The organism is Chromobacterium sp. CV08 (assembly GCF_051129845.1).
GTDB lineage: Bacteria > Pseudomonadota > Gammaproteobacteria > Burkholderiales > Chromobacteriaceae > Chromobacterium.
In genome coordinates this window covers 4,707,606-4,723,646 of record NZ_CP150453.1, presented here as the reverse complement: position 1 = coordinate 4,723,646, position 16,041 = coordinate 4,707,606, and the positions used below count along the sequence as shown (strand labels likewise).

19 protein-coding genes and 5 tRNA genes are annotated in these 16,041 nt (G+C 67.3%); 16 read left to right on the top strand and 8 right to left on the bottom strand.

Going from position 1 to position 16,041, the window contains the following annotated elements; genetic code table 11:
• Position 1: 1 nt before the first annotated feature.
• A complete protein-coding gene (gene dprA, locus WNM05_RS21660; RefSeq protein WP_434630941.1) occupies positions 2 to 1,078 on the bottom strand; it encodes a DNA-processing protein DprA in 1,077 nt (358 codons plus the stop codon).
• A complete protein-coding gene (locus WNM05_RS21655; protein ID WP_434630938.1) occupies positions 1,075 to 2,112 on the bottom strand; it encodes a LysM peptidoglycan-binding domain-containing protein in 1,038 nt (345 codons plus the stop codon). The genes dprA and WNM05_RS21655 overlap by 4 nt, the downstream gene beginning before the upstream one ends.
• 129 nt (positions 2,113 to 2,241) lie before the next feature.
• Between WNM05_RS21655 and def the strand changes: the two genes are divergently transcribed.
• The 9 genes from def (at position 2,242) to WNM05_RS21610 (ending at position 11,455) form a co-directional block, all read left to right on the top strand.
• Positions 2,242 to 2,745 (top strand): peptide deformylase, encoded by a 504-nt coding sequence (gene def, locus WNM05_RS21650; RefSeq protein WP_434630935.1) that lies wholly within the window; start codon positions 2,242 to 2,244, stop codon positions 2,743 to 2,745.
• 343 nt (positions 2,746 to 3,088) lie between these two features.
• Positions 3,089 to 4,012, top strand: coding sequence for a methionyl-tRNA formyltransferase (gene fmt / locus WNM05_RS21645; RefSeq protein ID WP_434635183.1), 924 nt, complete (start codon positions 3,089 to 3,091; stop codon positions 4,010 to 4,012).
• Positions 4,013 to 4,054: 42 nt separating this feature from the next.
• Positions 4,055 to 4,912 carry a zinc metalloprotease HtpX gene (htpX, locus tag WNM05_RS21640; protein WP_434630933.1) on the top strand — a complete coding sequence of 286 codons (858 nt, stop codon included), beginning with the start codon at positions 4,055 to 4,057 and terminating at the stop codon, positions 4,910 to 4,912.
• A 62-nt stretch (positions 4,913 to 4,974) separates the two neighbouring features.
• Positions 4,975 to 6,231 (top strand): 16S rRNA (cytosine(967)-C(5))-methyltransferase RsmB, encoded by a 1,257-nt coding sequence (gene rsmB / locus WNM05_RS21635; RefSeq protein ID WP_434635182.1) that lies wholly within the window; start codon positions 4,975 to 4,977, stop codon positions 6,229 to 6,231.
• Positions 6,218 to 6,790 carry a DUF4390 domain-containing protein gene (locus WNM05_RS21630; protein ID WP_434630931.1) on the top strand — a complete coding sequence of 191 codons (573 nt, stop codon included), beginning with the start codon at positions 6,218 to 6,220 and terminating at the stop codon, positions 6,788 to 6,790. Before rsmB ends, WNM05_RS21630 begins: the two co-directional genes overlap by 14 nt.
• On the top strand, positions 6,790 to 8,901 hold the full coding sequence (locus tag WNM05_RS21625) for an ATP-binding protein (protein WP_434630928.1): 2,112 nt from the start codon (positions 6,790 to 6,792) through the stop codon (positions 8,899 to 8,901). The genes WNM05_RS21630 and WNM05_RS21625 overlap by 1 nt, the downstream gene beginning before the upstream one ends.
• Positions 8,901 to 10,169, top strand: coding sequence for a sigma-54-dependent transcriptional regulator (locus WNM05_RS21620; RefSeq protein ID WP_043571914.1), 1,269 nt, complete (start codon positions 8,901 to 8,903; stop codon positions 10,167 to 10,169). The genes WNM05_RS21625 and WNM05_RS21620 overlap by 1 nt, the downstream gene beginning before the upstream one ends.
• Before the next feature lie 151 nt (positions 10,170 to 10,320).
• Positions 10,321 to 11,085: a HesA/MoeB/ThiF family protein gene (locus WNM05_RS21615; RefSeq protein WP_434630925.1), complete on the top strand. Its 765-nt coding sequence runs from the start codon at positions 10,321 to 10,323 to the stop codon at positions 11,083 to 11,085.
• Positions 11,086 to 11,125: 40 nt separating this feature from the next.
• Positions 11,126 to 11,455, top strand: a complete 330-nt coding sequence (locus WNM05_RS21610) for a hypothetical protein (RefSeq protein ID WP_434630922.1) — start codon at positions 11,126 to 11,128, stop codon at positions 11,453 to 11,455.
• A 51-nt stretch (positions 11,456 to 11,506) separates the two neighbouring features.
• Here the strand turns inward: WNM05_RS21610 and WNM05_RS21605 are convergent, their stop codons facing one another.
• From WNM05_RS21605 to WNM05_RS21585, 5 genes are all read right to left on the bottom strand, one after another.
• Positions 11,507 to 11,992 (bottom strand): TlpA disulfide reductase family protein, encoded by a 486-nt coding sequence (locus WNM05_RS21605; RefSeq protein ID WP_434630919.1) that lies wholly within the window; start codon positions 11,990 to 11,992, stop codon positions 11,507 to 11,509.
• Positions 11,993 to 12,012: 20 nt separating this feature from the next.
• The gene (locus WNM05_RS21600; protein ID WP_434630916.1) at positions 12,013 to 12,426 is read right to left on the bottom strand and encodes an acyl-CoA thioesterase; all 414 of its coding nucleotides are present in this window, start codon (positions 12,424 to 12,426) and stop codon (positions 12,013 to 12,015) included.
• Positions 12,427 to 12,455: 29 nt separating this feature from the next.
• Positions 12,456 to 12,833: a VacJ gene (locus WNM05_RS21595; RefSeq protein ID WP_434630914.1), complete on the bottom strand. Its 378-nt coding sequence runs from the start codon at positions 12,831 to 12,833 to the stop codon at positions 12,456 to 12,458.
• Positions 12,834 to 12,846: 13 nt separating this feature from the next.
• Positions 12,847 to 13,677: a TonB family protein gene (locus WNM05_RS21590; RefSeq protein WP_434630911.1), complete on the bottom strand. Its 831-nt coding sequence runs from the start codon at positions 13,675 to 13,677 to the stop codon at positions 12,847 to 12,849.
• A gap of 85 nt (positions 13,678 to 13,762) precedes the next feature.
• A complete protein-coding gene (locus tag WNM05_RS21585) occupies positions 13,763 to 14,227 on the bottom strand; it encodes a Dps family protein (protein WP_434630908.1) in 465 nt (154 codons plus the stop codon).
• 77 nt (positions 14,228 to 14,304) lie between these two features.
• On the opposite strand from WNM05_RS21585, the gene WNM05_RS21580 reads away from it, so the two are divergent.
• On the top strand, positions 14,305 to 14,601 hold the full coding sequence (locus tag WNM05_RS21580; protein WP_434630906.1) for a DUF167 domain-containing protein: 297 nt from the start codon (positions 14,305 to 14,307) through the stop codon (positions 14,599 to 14,601).
• On the opposite strand, the gene WNM05_RS21575 is transcribed toward WNM05_RS21580, so the two are convergent.
• Positions 14,595 to 15,032, bottom strand: coding sequence for an FxsA family protein (locus tag WNM05_RS21575; protein ID WP_434630903.1), 438 nt, complete (start codon positions 15,030 to 15,032; stop codon positions 14,595 to 14,597). The genes WNM05_RS21580 and WNM05_RS21575 overlap by 7 nt on opposite strands.
• 31 nt (positions 15,033 to 15,063) lie before the next feature.
• Here WNM05_RS21575 and cutA point away from each other — a divergent pair, with 31 nt between their 5' ends.
• The 6 genes from cutA to WNM05_RS21545 all read left to right on the top strand — a co-directional run bounded on the left by cutA (position 15,064) and on the right by WNM05_RS21545 (position 16,023).
• On the top strand, positions 15,064 to 15,393 hold the full coding sequence (gene cutA / locus WNM05_RS21570; protein ID WP_434630900.1) for a divalent-cation tolerance protein CutA: 330 nt from the start codon (positions 15,064 to 15,066) through the stop codon (positions 15,391 to 15,393).
• Between the two features lie 113 nt (positions 15,394 to 15,506).
• A tRNA-Lys gene (locus WNM05_RS21565) sits at positions 15,507 to 15,582 on the top strand.
• A 37-nt stretch (positions 15,583 to 15,619) separates the two neighbouring features.
• Positions 15,620 to 15,695 (top strand) — tRNA-Lys (locus WNM05_RS21560).
• A 29-nt stretch (positions 15,696 to 15,724) separates the two neighbouring features.
• Positions 15,725 to 15,800, top strand: a tRNA-Lys gene (locus WNM05_RS21555).
• A 34-nt stretch (positions 15,801 to 15,834) separates the two neighbouring features.
• Positions 15,835 to 15,910 (top strand) — tRNA-Lys (locus tag WNM05_RS21550).
• Positions 15,911 to 15,947: 37 nt separating this feature from the next.
• Positions 15,948 to 16,023: transfer RNA gene (locus tag WNM05_RS21545), tRNA-Lys, on the top strand.
• Positions 16,024 to 16,041 lie beyond the last annotated feature (18 nt).

The following is a 16,041-nucleotide window of genomic DNA, read 5'->3' as shown; positions in this document are numbered from 1 at the left end:
CTCAGAGTTGTGCCAGACGCTGGAAGCGGCCGCCGGCGAGGCTGGCGACCTGGCCGTCCAGCTCCAGTTCGAGCAGCATCGCGTAAACCTCCCCGGCCGTCAACCCGAGCGGGGCCGCCAGCGACTCCGCCAGTACCGGCTCCCAGCCCATCGCAGCCAGCAGCGGCGAGGCCTGCGGCGGGGGCGAGGGGGTCGTCGGCGACGCGGCGGCCAGGCGGCCGATTTCGTCCAGCACGTCGTCCGGGCTTTCGACCAGGCGCGCGCCGTCGCGGATCAGCCGATGGCAGCCGCGGGCCTGGGCGTTGTGTATGCTGCCCGGTATCGCCATCACGTCGCGGTTGTTCTCCATCGCCAGCCGCGCGCTGATCAGCGAGCCGGAGGCGATGCCGGCCTCGACGACCAGGCAGCCGCGGGCGAGGCCGGCGATGATGCGGTTGCGGCGCGGGAAATGGCCGGCCAGCGGGGCGGTGCCCAGCGGAAACTCGGACAGGATCAGGCCTTCGGCCGCGATGCGGTGCGCCAGCTGGCGGTTGGACGCCGGGTAGACGCGGTCTATGCCGGTGCCGATCACCGCGACGGTGGACGCCGGCTGCGACAGCGCGCCCAGGTGGGCGGCGGCGTCTATGCCGCTGGCCAGGCCGCTGACGATGGTATAGCCGTGGCCGGCCAGCGCCGACGCGAAGTCCTCGGCGTTGCGCCGGCCCTGCGGCGTGGCGGCCCGGCTGCCGACGATGGCCAGCATGGTCCGCGCCAGCAGCTCGCGTCGGCCGCGGGCGAACAGCAGTGGCGGCGGCGACGCGGCTTCCGCCAGCTGCGGCGGATAGTCGTCGTCCAGCAGCGTGAGCAGGTGGCAGTCGTCGCCGTCGGCCCAGGCCAGCGCGGCGTCGACCGCCTCGTCGGCCGCGCCGCCTTGCAGCGCCTCGGCCGCCTCGCGGCCCACCAGCTTCTCGGTCTGCGCGGCGCCGGCGGCGACGGCGTGGCCGGCGGAGCCGAAGGCGTCTATCAGTTTCAGAAAGCCCAGCGGGCCGATGCCGGGGGTCAGCGCCAGCCGTAGCCAGTCTTCGGTATTCTCGTTCATTCGCTTTCCGGTGGGGCGATGCCGTCGCCGACGTAGACGGCGCCGCGGCTGTCCAGCACCAGCGCGTAGGAGACGCGGTCGAACACGCGGTAGACGAACAGCTTCCCGGCCTGTTCGGTCGGCAGCTGGGCCCGCCGCTTCTTGCCGTCGGCGCCGACGATCTCGATGTCGCCGCCCTTCTTGAACACGCCGAACACCAGGCCGGGCTCCATGCCCTGGCGGCTGCCCAGATTGACGGCCACCGTCGAGTACTGGGCGGCGCCGTCTATGCCCTGGTAGGTGGAGATGATCTTGCCGCGCAGGCCGTCCGGCGGGCTGTGCGGCACATAGCTGACGAATTGCTGCTGCGGCGAGCGCACCAGGTGGTCGCCGACCAGCACCTCGCCGGCGACGCGGCCGACGGTCATCGACTGGATGTCGGGGCGCAGCTTGTCAACGATCAGATCGCCACCATATACCGCTTCGATGCCGAGCACTTCCTTGCTGTCCGGATCGACCAGCTCCTTGCCCAGCCGGTAGGCCTGCCAGGTGCCGGTTTCGCCGACGCCGCTGGCGTAGACGCGGTCGCCGCTGCTGATGCTGAGGTGCTCGTCCGGGCCGGCCACCAGCCGCGGGCCGGTGGCGAACTGTTGCGCGTCGACCACCAGCGGGCGGACCAGGAAGGGCTCGATCGCGTCGGCGGGGATGCTGGAGATCGCGCGGTCCAGCTGTTCCGGCCGGGCGCGCGGCGACAGCTTGACCTCGCGCTGCACGTCCATGGCCAGCGACAGCCTGGGCTGGCCGCCGGCGTAGTCGAGCACCAGCACGTCGCCGGGATAGATCCAGTGCGGGCTGCGGATCTGGCTGCGGTTCATCCGCCACAGCTGCGGCCATTGCCACGGGCTGTTCAGATAGCGGCCGGCGATGCCCCACAGCGTGTCGCCGCGGTTAACGGTGTAGCGCGAGGGCGCGTTGGGTTTGAGCGTCAGATCGTGGCAAAAGGCCGGAGAGACCAGCCCCAGAAGCAGCGCAAGCGATATAATGCGATTACGCATAACGGTGAATCCCATTTTTTGTTGCCGCCGGGCGGGCGCCTGGGGCAGGAACGGAACGAAAGCTGCGTCGGATGGCTCTATTATCGGCGCGGGCGCAGCGATACGACAACTTGGAGTGAATGAAAAGCAATGGCGCTGTTGAACATTTTGCATTACCCGGACGAGAGACTGCACACCGTGGCGAAGCCGGTGGAGGTTTTCGACGCCGCCTTGCAGCAGCAGATCGACGACATGTTCGAAACGATGTACGAGGCCAAGGGCATAGGCTTGGCGGCCACCCAGGTCGACTACCACCGCCGGCTGGTGGTGATGGACATCTCGGAGGAGCGTGACGAGCGCCGCGTGTTCATCAATCCGGAAATCGTCGAGAAGGACGGGGAGACCGTCTACGAGGAAGGCTGCCTGTCGGTGCCCGGCATCTACGACAAGGTGACCCGCGCCGAGCACGTCAAGGTGAAGGCGCTGGACCGCGACGGCAAGCCGTACGAGCTGGAGGCCGACGGCCTGCTGGCGATCTGCATCCAGCACGAGATCGACCACCTGAACGGCGTGGTCTTCGTCGAGCGGCTGTCGCAGATGAAGCAGCAGCGGATCAAGACCAAGCTGAAGAAGCGCGAGAAGCAGAATATGTAACAGTCTCCGGCCCCCGGCACGGAGTAGGCGGCGCCGCGCGACGGCGCCGTTGTCTTTAGAGCCTGTTTATGATCTTTTTACGAGCGTCGCAGTCCAGCCAGCAGGCCAGATGCAAGGCGGAGGGCGTAGGCCTTGGCATTCCAAGGCCTAGCCTGACAACGCCGCAGATGGCCTGCTGGCTGGGCTGCCCTTCGGGGCCGTTTTCTGCCGGCGCATGGCTTTGTCAAACGCCCCTTGCAGTGATCGATACTGCGGCGGGCCGTTTTCCGCGCCCTGCATCCAGCAGAAAACCGCCGATGCCGCAAAAAGATCGTAAACAGGCTCGTAGCGGAAAGCCCGAATGATGAAACTGATTTTCGCCGGTACGCCGGAATTCGCCGCCGCCGCGTTGCGCGAGCTGATCGCCGCCGGCCACGAGATCGCGCTGGTGCTGACCCAGCCGGACCGGCCGGCCGGCCGCGGCATGAAGCTGAAGCCCAGCCCGGTCAAGGAAGTGGCGCTGGCCCACGGCCTGCGCGTAGCCCAGCCGGAAAAGCTGCGCGGCAACCTCGAGGCGCAGCAGATGCTGCGCGACGTCGGCGCCGACGTGATGGTGGTGGCCGCCTACGGCCTGATCCTGCCGCAGGACGTGCTGGAGATCCCGGCGCGCGGCTGCCTGAACATCCACGCCTCGCTGCTGCCGCGCTGGCGCGGCGCCGCGCCTATCCAGCGCGCGATCCTGGCCGGCGACGGCGAAACCGGCATCACCATCATGCAGATGGACGTCGGTCTCGACACCGGCGACATGCTGAGCGTGCATCCGCTGGCGATCGCCGCCGACGAGACCGCCGCGACGCTGCACGACAAGCTGGCCGCCTGCGGCGCCGCGGCCATCGTCGAGACGCTGGGCCGCCTGGACGCGATCCGGCCGCAGAAGCAGCCGGAAGAAGGCGTCACCTATGCGCAGAAGCTGTCCAAGGCCGAGGCCGAGGTCGACTGGACGCTGCCGGCCGACGACGTCGCCCGCGCGATCCGGGCCTACAATCCGGCGCCGGGCGCGTTCACCTCGCTTGGCGGCGAGCCGTTGAAGCTGTGGATGGCGAGCGCCGAGGCCGGCTCGGCCGAACCGGGCGTCGTCGTGTCGGCCGACGCCGACGGCGTGCTGGTCGGCGCCGGGCAGGGCCTGGTGCGCATCGCCGTGCTGCAGGCCGCCGGCGGCAAGCGGCTGGCCGCGCGCGACTTTGTCGCCGGGCGCGGCCTGCCGGCGGGAACCCGTCTGGGCGTTTGACGCACTAAGTTTGGTGTAAAACGGCGGATTCGAAAGGAAAGCATGAACGACAACTGGCTCAAGACCACGGTGCTGATGGCCGCGATCATGGCCCTGTTCGTCCTGATAGGCGGCCTGATAGGCGGCAAGGGCGGCATGTTGCTGGCGCTGCTGTTCGGCGGCGGCATGAATCTGTTCGCCTGGTGGAACTCCGACCGCATGGTGCTCGGCATGTACAATGCGCAGGAAGTCGACGCGAGCAGCGCGCCGGAATTCTACGGCATGGTGGCCGAGCTGGCGCAGCGCGCCGGCCTGCCGATGCCGCGCGTCTACGTGATCCACGAGGAGCAGCCGAACGCCTTCGCCACCGGCCGCGATCCGGAAAACGCCGCGGTGGCCGCCACCAGCGGCATCATGCGCATGCTGGACTACCGCGAGCTGCGCGGCGTGATGGCGCACGAGCTGGCCCACGTCAAGCACCGCGACACGCTGATCTCCACCATTTCGGCGACGATGGCCGGCGCGATCTCGGCGCTGGCCAACTTCGCGATGTTCTTCGGCGGCCGCGACGAGAACGGCCAGCCGGTTGGCTGGCTGCCGCGCCTGGCGGTGGCCCTGCTGGCGCCGATGGCGGCCGGCCTGATCCAGATGGCGATCTCGCGCGCGCGCGAATTCGAGGCGGACCGCGGCGGCGCCGAGATCAGCGGCGATCCGCTGGCCCTGGCCGCGGCGCTGCAGAAAATAGAATACTACGCCCAGGGCATCGCGATGCCGACGGCCGAGGCCCATCCGGAAACGGCGCAGATGATGATCATCAACCCGCTGTCCGGCGGCGGCGCGCTGGGCGACCTGTTCCGCACCCACCCGCACACCGCCGAACGGATAGAGCGGCTGCACGCGCTGGCGCGCGGCGGCCGCTGATTGCGACCGCTCCCCAAGCATCCCGGCCAGTCCCCGCGGACTGGCCTTGTTTCATCGAAAGAATCGCCATGCATCATATCCAGCAAATGGCCGCCGATATCCTGGGCCGCATCGAGGAGGGCACGACCCTGACCGAGGCGTTGGCCGACGCCCAGCGCCAGCAGGCCGGGCTCAGCGCCGCCGAGCGCGGCGCGCTGCAGGACCTCAGCTACGGCAGCCTGCGCCACCTGGGCGTGCTGCGCCACTGCCTGCGCCAACTGGTGCCCAATCCGCTGCCGGAGCCGCGTGTGGAGCGCCTGCTGCTGGTGGCGCTGTACCAGTTGCAGCACACCCGCGCCGCGCCGTACGCGGTGGTGAACGAGGCGGTGACCCAGGCCGGCCAGCTGGCGCGCGGCAAGTTCAAGGGCCTGGTCAACGGCGTGCTGCGCAATTTCCAGCGCCGCCGCGACGAGGTGCTGGCCGCGGCTGCGGCCGACGAGGCGGCCTGGTCCAATCATCCGGACTGGTGGGTGGCGCGGCTGAAGGCGGCCTATCCCGGCGAATGGCGCGACGTCGTCGACGCCAGCAACGTCCATCCGCCGCTGACGTTGCGGGTCAATCGCCGCCGCGGCTCGGTCGCCGACTATCTGGCGAGGCTGGAGGCGGCCGGCATGGCGGCCTCGGCGCTCGGCGGCGACGCCGTCCGGGTGGCCAAGCCGGTGGCGGTGCGCGAGTTGCCGGGCTTCGCCGACGGAGACGTGTCGGTGCAGGACGAGGGCGCGCAGCGCGCGGCGCACTGGCTGGACCTGGCGCCGGGGCTGCGGGTGCTGGATGCCTGCGCGGCGCCCGGCGGCAAGACCGGCCATATGCTGGAGCTGGCCGATCTGGAAGTCGTCGCCCTCGATATCGACGCCGCCCGTCTCGCGCGGGTCGGCGACAATCTGGAGCGGCTGGGCCTGAACGCCTCGTTGCGCCAGGCCGACGCGGCGCGGCCGCAGGACTGGTGGGACGGCAAGCCCTTCGACCGAATCCTGGCCGATGTGCCATGCTCGGCCTCCGGTGTCGTGCGCCGCCATCCGGACATCAAGTGGTTGCGCCGTCCCGGCGATTTCGCCGCGCTCGGGCGCCAGCAGGCGGCGATGGCCGACGCGTTGTGGCCGCTGCTCGCCAGCGGCGGCAAAATGCTATACGCTACCTGCTCGATTTTTCCCGAAGAAAACCGCCAGCAATTGGAAAGCTTTCTCGCGCGCCACCCGGATGCGGCGTGCCTGAAGCAGGAGCAACTGCTGCCCTGTGAGCGACATGACGGCTTCTATTACGCGCTGCTTGCGAAATCTTAGTCTGGTCTTGGCCCTGTTGTGCTGCCTGTTGCCGGCGGCGCAGGCCGACTCCATCGCTTCGCGCCGCGCCGAGGCCGAGGTGATGCCCGACGGCACGCTGTCGGTCAGCACCCGTTTTCTGACCAAGCTGACGCCCAGCCTCAGCGAGGCGCTGCAGCAGGGCGTGGTGCTGGGCTTCCGCCTGGAGTTCCAGCTGACGCGGCCGCGCACCACCGCCTACTACCTCAGCCTGCGCGAATGGTTCGATCCGCACGCTCAGCTGGGTTTCAAACTGTCTTATCAGTCGCTGACCGGCCGCTACCGCGTCAGCATAGGCAGCCTGTCCAATTACTATCCCACCTTGCGCGAGGCGCTGGCCGCCATCGGCGCGATCCAGGGCTGGCGCGTGCTGAACCCCGGCGCGCTGGACCCGAAGAAGCCGGGCCAGGTCGCCGGCCAGGTCAGGCTGCTGCTTGACATCAGCGAGTTGCCGAAGCCGTTCCAGATGAACGCGCTCGGCTCCGACGACTGGTCGCTGGAGTCCGACTGGATCAAGCTCGACGTCAAGGACGCCGGCTGATGCGCTACGCCACCATCGCGATGGCGACCGTCGGCGCGATCCTGCTCTACCTGCTGGCGGTGGCGACCGGCAACGCCTCCAAACTCAACGATTACTACTGGTGGGTGTTCGGCCTGAACGGCCTGCTGCTGCTGGCGCTGCTCAGCGTGGTCGGCCGCCAGCTGCTGCGGCTCAGGCAGCGGGTGCGCAATCGGGTGTTCGGCGCCAAGCTGACGCAGAAGCTGGCGTTGATGTTCGCCGGCGTCGCGCTGGTGCCGGGTCTCTTGGTGTTCACCGTGTCGGCGCAGTTCCTGACCCGAAGCATAGAAAGCTGGTTCGACGTCCGCGTCGAGGCGGCGCTGGACCGCGGCCTGGTGCTGGGACGCAGCGCGCTGAACTACGTGCTCGACGATGTCGGCCGCAAGGGGCGGATGGTGCTGGACGAGGTGGAGTTCTTGCCGGACGGCCAGCTGCCGGTGCAACTGGAGCGGATGCGCGAACAGCTGGGCCTGAAGGAGATCGCCGTCTTCGGCCGTGCCGACGGCCGGCTGGTGGCCTTCGCCGCCTCCGGTTCCCGGCCGCCGCCGACGGCGCCGACGCGCGATGCCTTGCGCGGGGTCAAGCTGCGCGCGCCGCAGCAGAGCATAGAAAACGACGGCAACAACGGCCTGGCGCTCCGGGTGCTGCTGGCCTATCGGGCGCCGGACGAATCGTCCCGGGTGCTGCAACTGCTGCAGGCCGCGCCCGGCGACATCAGCCGCGACGCCGAGCAGATCGAGAGCGCCCGTTCCGAATACCGCCAGCTGCTGCTGTCGCGGCAGGGCCTGCGCACCTTCTACATGCTGACGCTGGCGCTGGCGGTGCTGCTGGCGCTGACCGCCGCGCTGGCCTTCGCGCTGTTCCTGTCCGAGCGCCTGTCGGCGCCGCTGTCCGAGCTGGCTGCCGGCACGCGGGCGGTGGCGCAGGGCGACTTCTCCAAGCGCCATCCGGTCTACCGCCGCGACGAGCTGGGCATGCTGACCACGCTGTTCAACCGGATGACCCAGCAGCTGGACGAGGCGCGCCAGGTGGCGGACAAGAGCCGCAGCGAGCTGGAGGGCGGCAAGCTGTACCTGGAGAGCATACTGGCCAACCTGTCGGCCGGCGTCATCGCCTTCGGCCGCGACTGGCAGATCCGCGCCGCCAACAGCAGCGCCTCGCGGATACTCGGCATCGATTTCAGCCAGCTGGCCGAGCACGGCTTCCCGGACTGGGGCGGCGTGATCCCGGCGGTGGCGCCGCTGGTGGAGACGGTGATCGAGCATGCCGACAGCGACGTCGAAAGCGATTGGCAGACCCAGCTGAACTACGAGACCAGCCAGGGCGAGCGCACGCTCTTGGTGCGCGGCGCGCGGCTGCCGGAACACTCCAGCGACGGCTATGTGCTGGTGTTCGACGATATCACCGAGCTGGCGCGCGCGCAGCGCGACGCCGCCTGGGGCGAGGTGGCCAAGCGGCTGGCGCACGAGATCCGCAATCCGTTGACGCCTATCCAGCTGTCGGCCGAGCGGCTGGCGATGAAGCTGGCGGACAAGCTGGAAGGCCCGGACGCCGACATGCTCAAACGCTCCACCGACACCATCATCAAGCAGGTCGGCGCGCTGAAAAGCATGGTGGACGCGTTCCGCGACTATGCCCGCGCGCCGAGGATCAAACTGGTCAAGCTTGATCTCAATCAGGTGGTCCGCGAGGTGATGGCCCTTTACGAATCCAATCCTGCTGTTAAGATTGCGCTGGAAGAGGTGCCGTTGACTGTCATGGGCGATGCCGCCCTGCTGCGCCAGGTGCTGCATAATCTGATGCAGAACGCTCAGGATGCAGTCCTTGACGTTGGCATCCCGATGATTCAAATTAGCAGCCGACAAGAAGAAGGAAACGCGCTCGTCTGCGTCGAGGACAATGGCGCGGGCTTCAGCCCCGACATCCTCAGGCGCGCGTTCGAGCCCTATGTGACCAGCAAGGCCAAGGGGACCGGTCTGGGACTGGCCGTGGTCAAGAAGATTATGGAAGAACATCATGGTCAGGTCATCTTGGCGAATGCCGAACGGCGAGGCGCGCGCATCCTTCTCTCCCTGCCATTGCTGGAGGCCTAATGCGTAGCAGCGATATTTTGATTGTGGACGACGAGATCGGTATCCGAGAACTGCTCTCCGAGATCCTGCAGGACGAAGGTTATACCGTGGCCCTGGCGGAAAACGCCGAAGTGGCCAGGCAGTTGCGCAACCAGACGCGTCCGGCGCTGGTGCTGCTCGACATCTGGATGCCCGATTGCGACGGCGTCACCCTGCTGAAGGAATGGGCCAAGTCCGGTCTGCTCAATATGCCGGTGGTGATGATGTCCGGCCACGCCAGCATAGACACCGCGGTCGAGGCCACCCGCATCGGCGCCTTCGACTTCCTGGAAAAGCCGATCGCGCTGCAGAAGCTGCTGACCACCGTCCAGCGCGCGCTGAAGTACGGCGACATGCAGGCGAACACCTCGTTGAACCTGGACAAGCTGGGCCGCAGCGAGCCGATACAGGAGCTGAAGCGCCAGCTGGAGCGCGTCGCCAAGGTCAAGTCGCCGGTGCTGCTGACCGGCGAGTCTGGCTCGGGCTTCGAGCTGGTGGCGCGTTTCTTCCACCAGGGCAACACGCCGTGGGTCACGCCGGCCAAGCTGGAGCAGCTGGCCGACGCGCCGCTGGAATTGCTGCAGAAGGCCAACAACGGCGTGCTGTATCTGCCGGAAATCGGCCAGTACAGCCGCCGCGTCCAGCAGGGCCTGCTGTTCCTGCTGTCCAAGCTGGACCGCTTCAATGTGCGGCTGCTCTGTTCCTGCAGCCGCCCGCTGCAGGAGCTGCTGGTCGATCCCGAGTGCGACAACCGTCTGCTGACGGCGCTGTCCAGCGTCATCGTGCCCATTCCGCCGCTGCGCGAGCATTCCGAGGACATCACCTTCATCGCCGAGCAGATCCTGGTCGAACTGGTCGAATCGAAGCAGGTGCCGGCGCGCAAGCTGACCACGGCGGCGCTGAACGCGATGCGCCAGTACGACTGGCCGGGCAATCTGGAGCAGCTCAGGAGCATCATCAAGAGCCTGGCGCTGACCGCCGAGTCCGACGAGGTCGACGCCGGCGAGGTCAACAAGGTGCTGGCGCAGTTCCGCCACGAGAAGCCGGTGGAGGAGTCGGGCTTCGACTTCAACATCCCGCTGCGCGAATTGCGCGAACAGCTGGAGCGCCGCTATTTCGAGTACCACATCTCGCTGGAAAACGGCAATATGAGCCGGGTGGCGCAGAAAGTGGGCCTGGAGCGCACCCACCTGTACCGCAAGCTGAAGCAGCTGGGCATCAAGTTCGCCCGCAAGGTGGCCGAAGAGTAGGGCAAGACGCCTGATACGGCGTTACGCCTCCTTGCCGTACGGTTTGTACTGTCTGAGGAGGCGCGCCTTGTCTCAGGCGTTTTTGCTCGACACGAATCGCTTACCGACGCCAGCCCTTTCCGGCTGGCGTTTCGCATTCTGGAGCACGAGCATGGAGCAAGACCGCGAACTGGACGACGAGGCGCTGCTGCGTTACAGCCGCCACATCCTGCTGCCCGAGATCGACATCGTCGGCCAGCGCCGGCTGCTGGCGGCGAGCGCGCTGATCGTCGGCGCCGGCGGCCTGGGCTCGCCGGTCGCGCTGTACCTGGCCGGCGCCGGCGTCGGCCGGATCACCGTCGTCGACGACGACACGGTGGAACTGTCCAATCTGCAGCGGCAGATCGCCCACGACAGCGCCAGCCTCGGGCGGGGCAAGGCGGAATCGGCCGCCGCGAGGATGCGGGCGCTGAATCCGTCGATAACGGTGAGGCCGCTGTCCGAGCGGCTGTCCGGCGATAGGCTGGTCGACGAGGTGGCCGCCCACGACCTGGTGCTGGACTGCTCCGACAATTTCGCGACCCGCCACGCGGTCAACCGCGCCTGCGTCGCCGCGCGCGTGCCGCTGGTGTCCGGCGCCGCCGTGCGTTTTTCCGGCCAGCTGGCGGTGTTCGACAGCCGCGACGCGGCGTCGCCGTGCTATCACTGCCTGTTTCCGGAGGACGGCGAGGCGGACGACGGCCCGTGCGCCACTTTCGGCGTGCTGTCGCCCTTGGTGGGGGCGATAGGCAGCCTGCAGGCGGTGGAGGCGGTCAAGCTCTTGGCCGGCATCCGGCCGGTCCCGGGCCGGCTGACGCTGTACGACGCGCTGGGCGGGAGCTTCAAGCAGATCGGCGTGCCGCGCGATCCGGGCTGCGCGGTGTGTGGAGGCGCATGAGCTTTTGATCCAGCTTGGGCGCCAAATGAAAGAGGGGGGCATGATGGAATACAGCATCCAACAACAGCTGGACAAATTGAGTCGTAAGGCGCGAGCGGCTCAGAGCAAGGGACAGTCTGCGCTGAAGATGGGGGCGGATGAGGCCGGCTGGAAGCCTGTGGTGGATTTGCTGGACGATCTGTACGCGATGGCCGACGACATCGACGATGCCATCCAGAAGCATTCGACGATGCTGGCGGCAACGAAGCAGGACTTCCGGCAGGAGGTGGAGAACGCGGTTTTTGTCGCCTACCTGCCTGTCAGTATGAAAATCCAAATGGGAACGGACTACAAGCTGCCCGGAAAGTGGGTGTCCAGGGCCAAAGTCTGAATGCCGCCGCGGGCGGAGCACCCTGTCGGATGCTTCGCCCTGTACGCGGGATTACAGATGCTGCTCGATCAGCTGCCGCACCTCGGCGAAGTTCATCACGCCGACGTAGCGCTTGATGATATTGCCCTGCTTGTCGATCAGAAAGGTCGTCGGCGCCAGCTGGATGTCGCCGAAGGCCTTGGCCGTCGTCCCCTGCGGGTCCAGCGCGACGAAGAAGGGCAGCTGGTTCTTGGCGACGTAGCTCTGCACGTAGTTCGGCGGGTCGTAGCTCATCGCCACCGCCAGCACGTCCAGGCCGCGGCCGGCGTATTGCTGGTGCAGCTTCTTGATCTCCGGCATTTCCTCGACGCAGCCGGGGCAGCTGGTGGCCCAGAAGTTCACCAGCACCACCTTGCCCTTCAGCGCCGAGGTGCTGGTGCTGACGCCGCCCAGCGAGGTCAGCCTGACCTCGGGGGCCGGATTTTTCGAGAACAGCAGCGCGTAGGCGACGCCGGCCGCCACCAGCAGCGCCGCCGCGATCAGCAGGGCTTTCTTCATTTCGCGTTTCCGTTACGGTGTCAGGCCGACTTGGCCTGTATCAGTTCCAGCGCTTCCCTCAGCTGGCCTTCCAGCACCACGGCCTTGCCGGCGCGGGTGTCGAACACCACGAAGGTGACGTCGGCTTCGGCGACCAGCGTATCGCTGCCGTCCAGCAGCACGCGCTGGTGTATCACCGCGCTGCGGTTGCCTATCGATTTGACCGTGGTTTCGATCAGCAGCATCTCGCCCATCGTCGCCGGGCGGTTGTAGTCGATATTGATGTTGACCACGGCGAGGCCGAGGCCGCTCTGCAGGAATTGCGGCAGCGTGCCGCTGTCCTCGAAGCTGTTCCAGCGCGCCTCCTCGAGAAATTCCAGGTAGCGGGCGTTGTTGACGTGGCCGAACAGGTCCAGGTGATAGCCGCGGACCTTGATCCGTGTGTGGTGTGCCATGTGTTTCCCCCTTGTGTATGGCGTAGCGCTTATTCGGTTTTGCCGTCCAGGTCCAGCGGGACGAAGGCCTCCCGCTCCAGCGGCTCGGCGGCCAGGTCGGTGACCACCGGGTGAATCTCCAGCCGGAACCATTGCTGGAACAGATTCGGGCTGAGGTTCTGCGGCCACAGGCTCTGGTCCTCGCACCAGTCGGCGAGTTCGGCCTCGAACAGCTCCCGGTAGCGCTGCTGGACGAAATGGCGCGCGTCGTCGTAGTCGTCGGCGGCCGGGATCAGCAGCGCGTTGCCGGCGGCGGCCAGCGCCTCCAGCGTCAGCTGCGGATCGATGCCGCCGGGCAGGCTTTTCAGCCAGGCCAGGAACGGCGCCTGCGGGCGCAGCAGCGCGATGCTGCGGTTGACTTCAAACATGATGCATCCTTGTTCATTGGCTGGACAACAGGTTGTCGCGGGTGAAGATGAATCTGAGGCTCAGGCGCTGGGTCGGGAAGCGTTTGGCCAGCGCCGGCGGGAACGGAGAGAACGGCGCCGCCATGTCGATGATGCGCCGGGCCGCTTCGTCCAGTATGGCGTTGCCGGAGCTGCGTTTGACGCGCTGGCCGCGCAGGCTGCCGTCGGCCGCTATCGTCACCTCCAGCGTCACCGCGCCGTGCAGCCCTTGCCGGCGCGCTTCCTCCGGATAGTTCTGATTGCCTATCCGCTCGACCTTCAGCTGCCAGTCGGCCTGGTAGCGCGCCCAGGAATAGCCGCGCGCGGCCTCGCCGAGATCGGCGCCGTCGCGGCCGGTCTCGCGGTCGTTGTCGGCGGCGGCGTTGTCGCCGCTGCTATTGGCCAGATCGCGGACCTGGGACAGCAGCGAGGCGGTGCTGACCGCCGGCGTCGGCTGCAGCGGCCTGGCCGGTTCCGGCCGGGTGATCGGATTGAGCGGGGTCGGGGCCTGGGACGGCGGCGTCGGCGCGCCGGCCTGGCGGTGTTGCGCGCTGCGGCTGAGCAACTGGTCCGGCGCGGCGGTGTTGCCGGCGCCCAGGTGGTTCTCCTCGGCCGCGCGGGAGGTGGCCGGCGCGGCCGGCGCGGCCTGGCGCGTCAGCCGTATGCTGAGCTGGCGCGGCGCCGGCTCGGCGGCGGGCGGGCCGAACGGCGAGAAGCCGCCGAGGCCGAACAGCAGCAGATGCGCCAGCAGCGACAGCGCCGCCGTCAACCACAGCAGGCGGTTGTCGGGGGCGCTCGGTCGTGTGCTGTACAGATGGTCGGCCATGGCGAGATTCCGGACTTTGCCGGAGTGTAGCACGGCGGCGTCGCGAAGACGCCGGACCCAAGCATGGCGTCTTCGCGGCCGGCGCTTATTTTTCCAGCAGGCTGCGCAGCATCCAGGCGGTCTTCTCGTGCACCTGCAGGCGCTGGGTCAGCAGGTCGGCGCTGGGCTCGTCGCCGGCGCGGTCCACCACTTCGAAGATGCTGCGCGCGGTGCGGCAGACGGTCTCGTGGCCGTCGACCAGCTGGCGGATCATGTCCTCAGCCCTGGGTACGCCGCTGGCCTCGGGGATGGCGGTCAGACGGGCGTAATCGGCATAGCTGCCGGGCGCGTAATGGCCCAGCGCGCGGATGCGCTCGGCGACGGCGTCCACCGCCAGCGCCAGCTCGTTGTACTGGGTCTCGAACATCAGGTGCAGCGTGTTGAACATCGGCCCGGTGACGTTCCAGTGGAAGTTGTGGGTCTTCAGGTACAGGGTGTAGCTGTCGGCCAGCAGCCGGGACAGTCCTTCGGCGATGTGCTGGCGGTCTTGTTCGTTGATGCCGATATCCATGGCGATGCTCCTGTGTGGCGGCCGCGCTGCCGGGCCGCGTTTTGAACTACACTTTCCGTTTTGGACGGAAAATGGCGATGAAACCCTGGTTGTCCTGCCAAGCCGGCCGCGTGCGCCTGACGCTCTACGTGCAGCCCGGCGCGCGCAAAACCGAAGCGGCCGGCGAGCATGGAGACAGCCTGAAGATCAGGCTGGCAGCTCCGCCGGTGGACGGCAAGGCCAATGTCGCGCTGTTGGCGTGGCTGGCCGAGCGCTTCGGCGTGGCGCGGCGCGACGTCGCGCTGCTGTCCGGCGACAAGAGCCGCCACAAGGTGGTCGAAATCCGCTGCGACCTGGCCGACGGCGAGGCGCTGGCGAAATTCGGACTTCACTGAATGCGGCGCTCCGGCGGCGTCTGCTCGTCGACGCGATTGTACTCGCCTTCGATCACGTCGCCGGAAGCGGTGCCGCCGCCGGGCGCCGGCGGGGCGGTGCGCAACTGGATGTCCGGGCCCTTCAGCGGCAGCAGCAGCAGGATGGCCGCCAGATCGCTGAGCAGGCCGGGCAGCAGGAAGAGCACGCCGGCCAGCGCGTAGCGCAGCGGCCACAGCAGCGAGTACAGCGAAACCTTGTCGCCCTGACGCATCATGCTGCCCAGCGTCAGCAGCGCGCCGAGCTTCTGGTGGCGCAGCATCCACAGTCCCAGCATCGACGACAGCACCACCAGCAGGAAGACGGCCAGGCCGCCGATATGATCGGCCAGCGCGACCAGCGCCGCGATTTCGGCGAACGGGTAGATCAGCAACAACAACAGGAGTGCGCGCATCTTGAATACTTTTCCATCTGACGAATGTTTATTGGTTGTCTGCAACGCGCCCGATCAGCCGGTGGCGGAACGGATCGCGGCGGCGCTGGTGGACGAGCGGCTGGCCGCCTGCGTCAACATCCTGGCGCCGTGCCGCTCGGTGTACCGCTGGCAGGACCGGTTGGAGCGGGCCGAGGAAATCCCGCTGCTGATCAAGACCCGCCGCGACGCCTACGACAGCTTGGAGCGGCGACTGATGCAGCTGCATCCGTTCCAGGTGCCGGAAATCATCGCGCTGCCGCTGGCCTGCGGCTTGCCCGCCTACCTGACATGGGTATCGGACAGCGTGCTTTCAAGTGGCGGCGTGCGCGGCGCATCGTGATGCGACCCCCGCGGCGCCCGTTTCGTTCCCGGCAGCCAGGCCGCGCGCGAAATATTTTTCACGACATGGCTTGACGCGCCTGAACGGTTTCACTATAGTTGCGGACTCTCGTTGGGTCGTTAGCTCAGCTGGTAGAGCAGCGGACTTTTAATCCGTTGGTCGCAGGTTCGAATCCCGCACGACCCACCAGAGAAAGCTTGATATAGTGTAGTAGCATGTCCCGGACGGGTCGTTAGCTCAGTTGGTAGAGCAGCGGACTCTTAATCCGTAGGTCGAGTGTTCGAGCCACTCACGACCCACCATCCCAAGACATGCTTGCCGTACGTTGTGCGGGTCGTTAGCTCAGCTGGTAGAGCAGCGGACTTTTAATCCGTTGGTCGCAGGTTCGAATCCCGCACGACCCACCAATCAAGTTGACTTCGTTTTACAGTGCAGACCGATGGGTCGTTAGCTCAGTTGGTAGAGCAGCGGACTCTTAATCCGTAGGTCGAGTGTTCGAGCCACTCACGACCCACCATCTCCTCCCTGCACCCTCCCCAGACGCATTCCACAACGGGTCGTTAGCTCAGCTGGTAGAGCAGCGGACTTTTAATCCGTTGGTCGCAGGTTCGAATCCCGCACGACCCACCATCTCCCCATTGCCGCCGT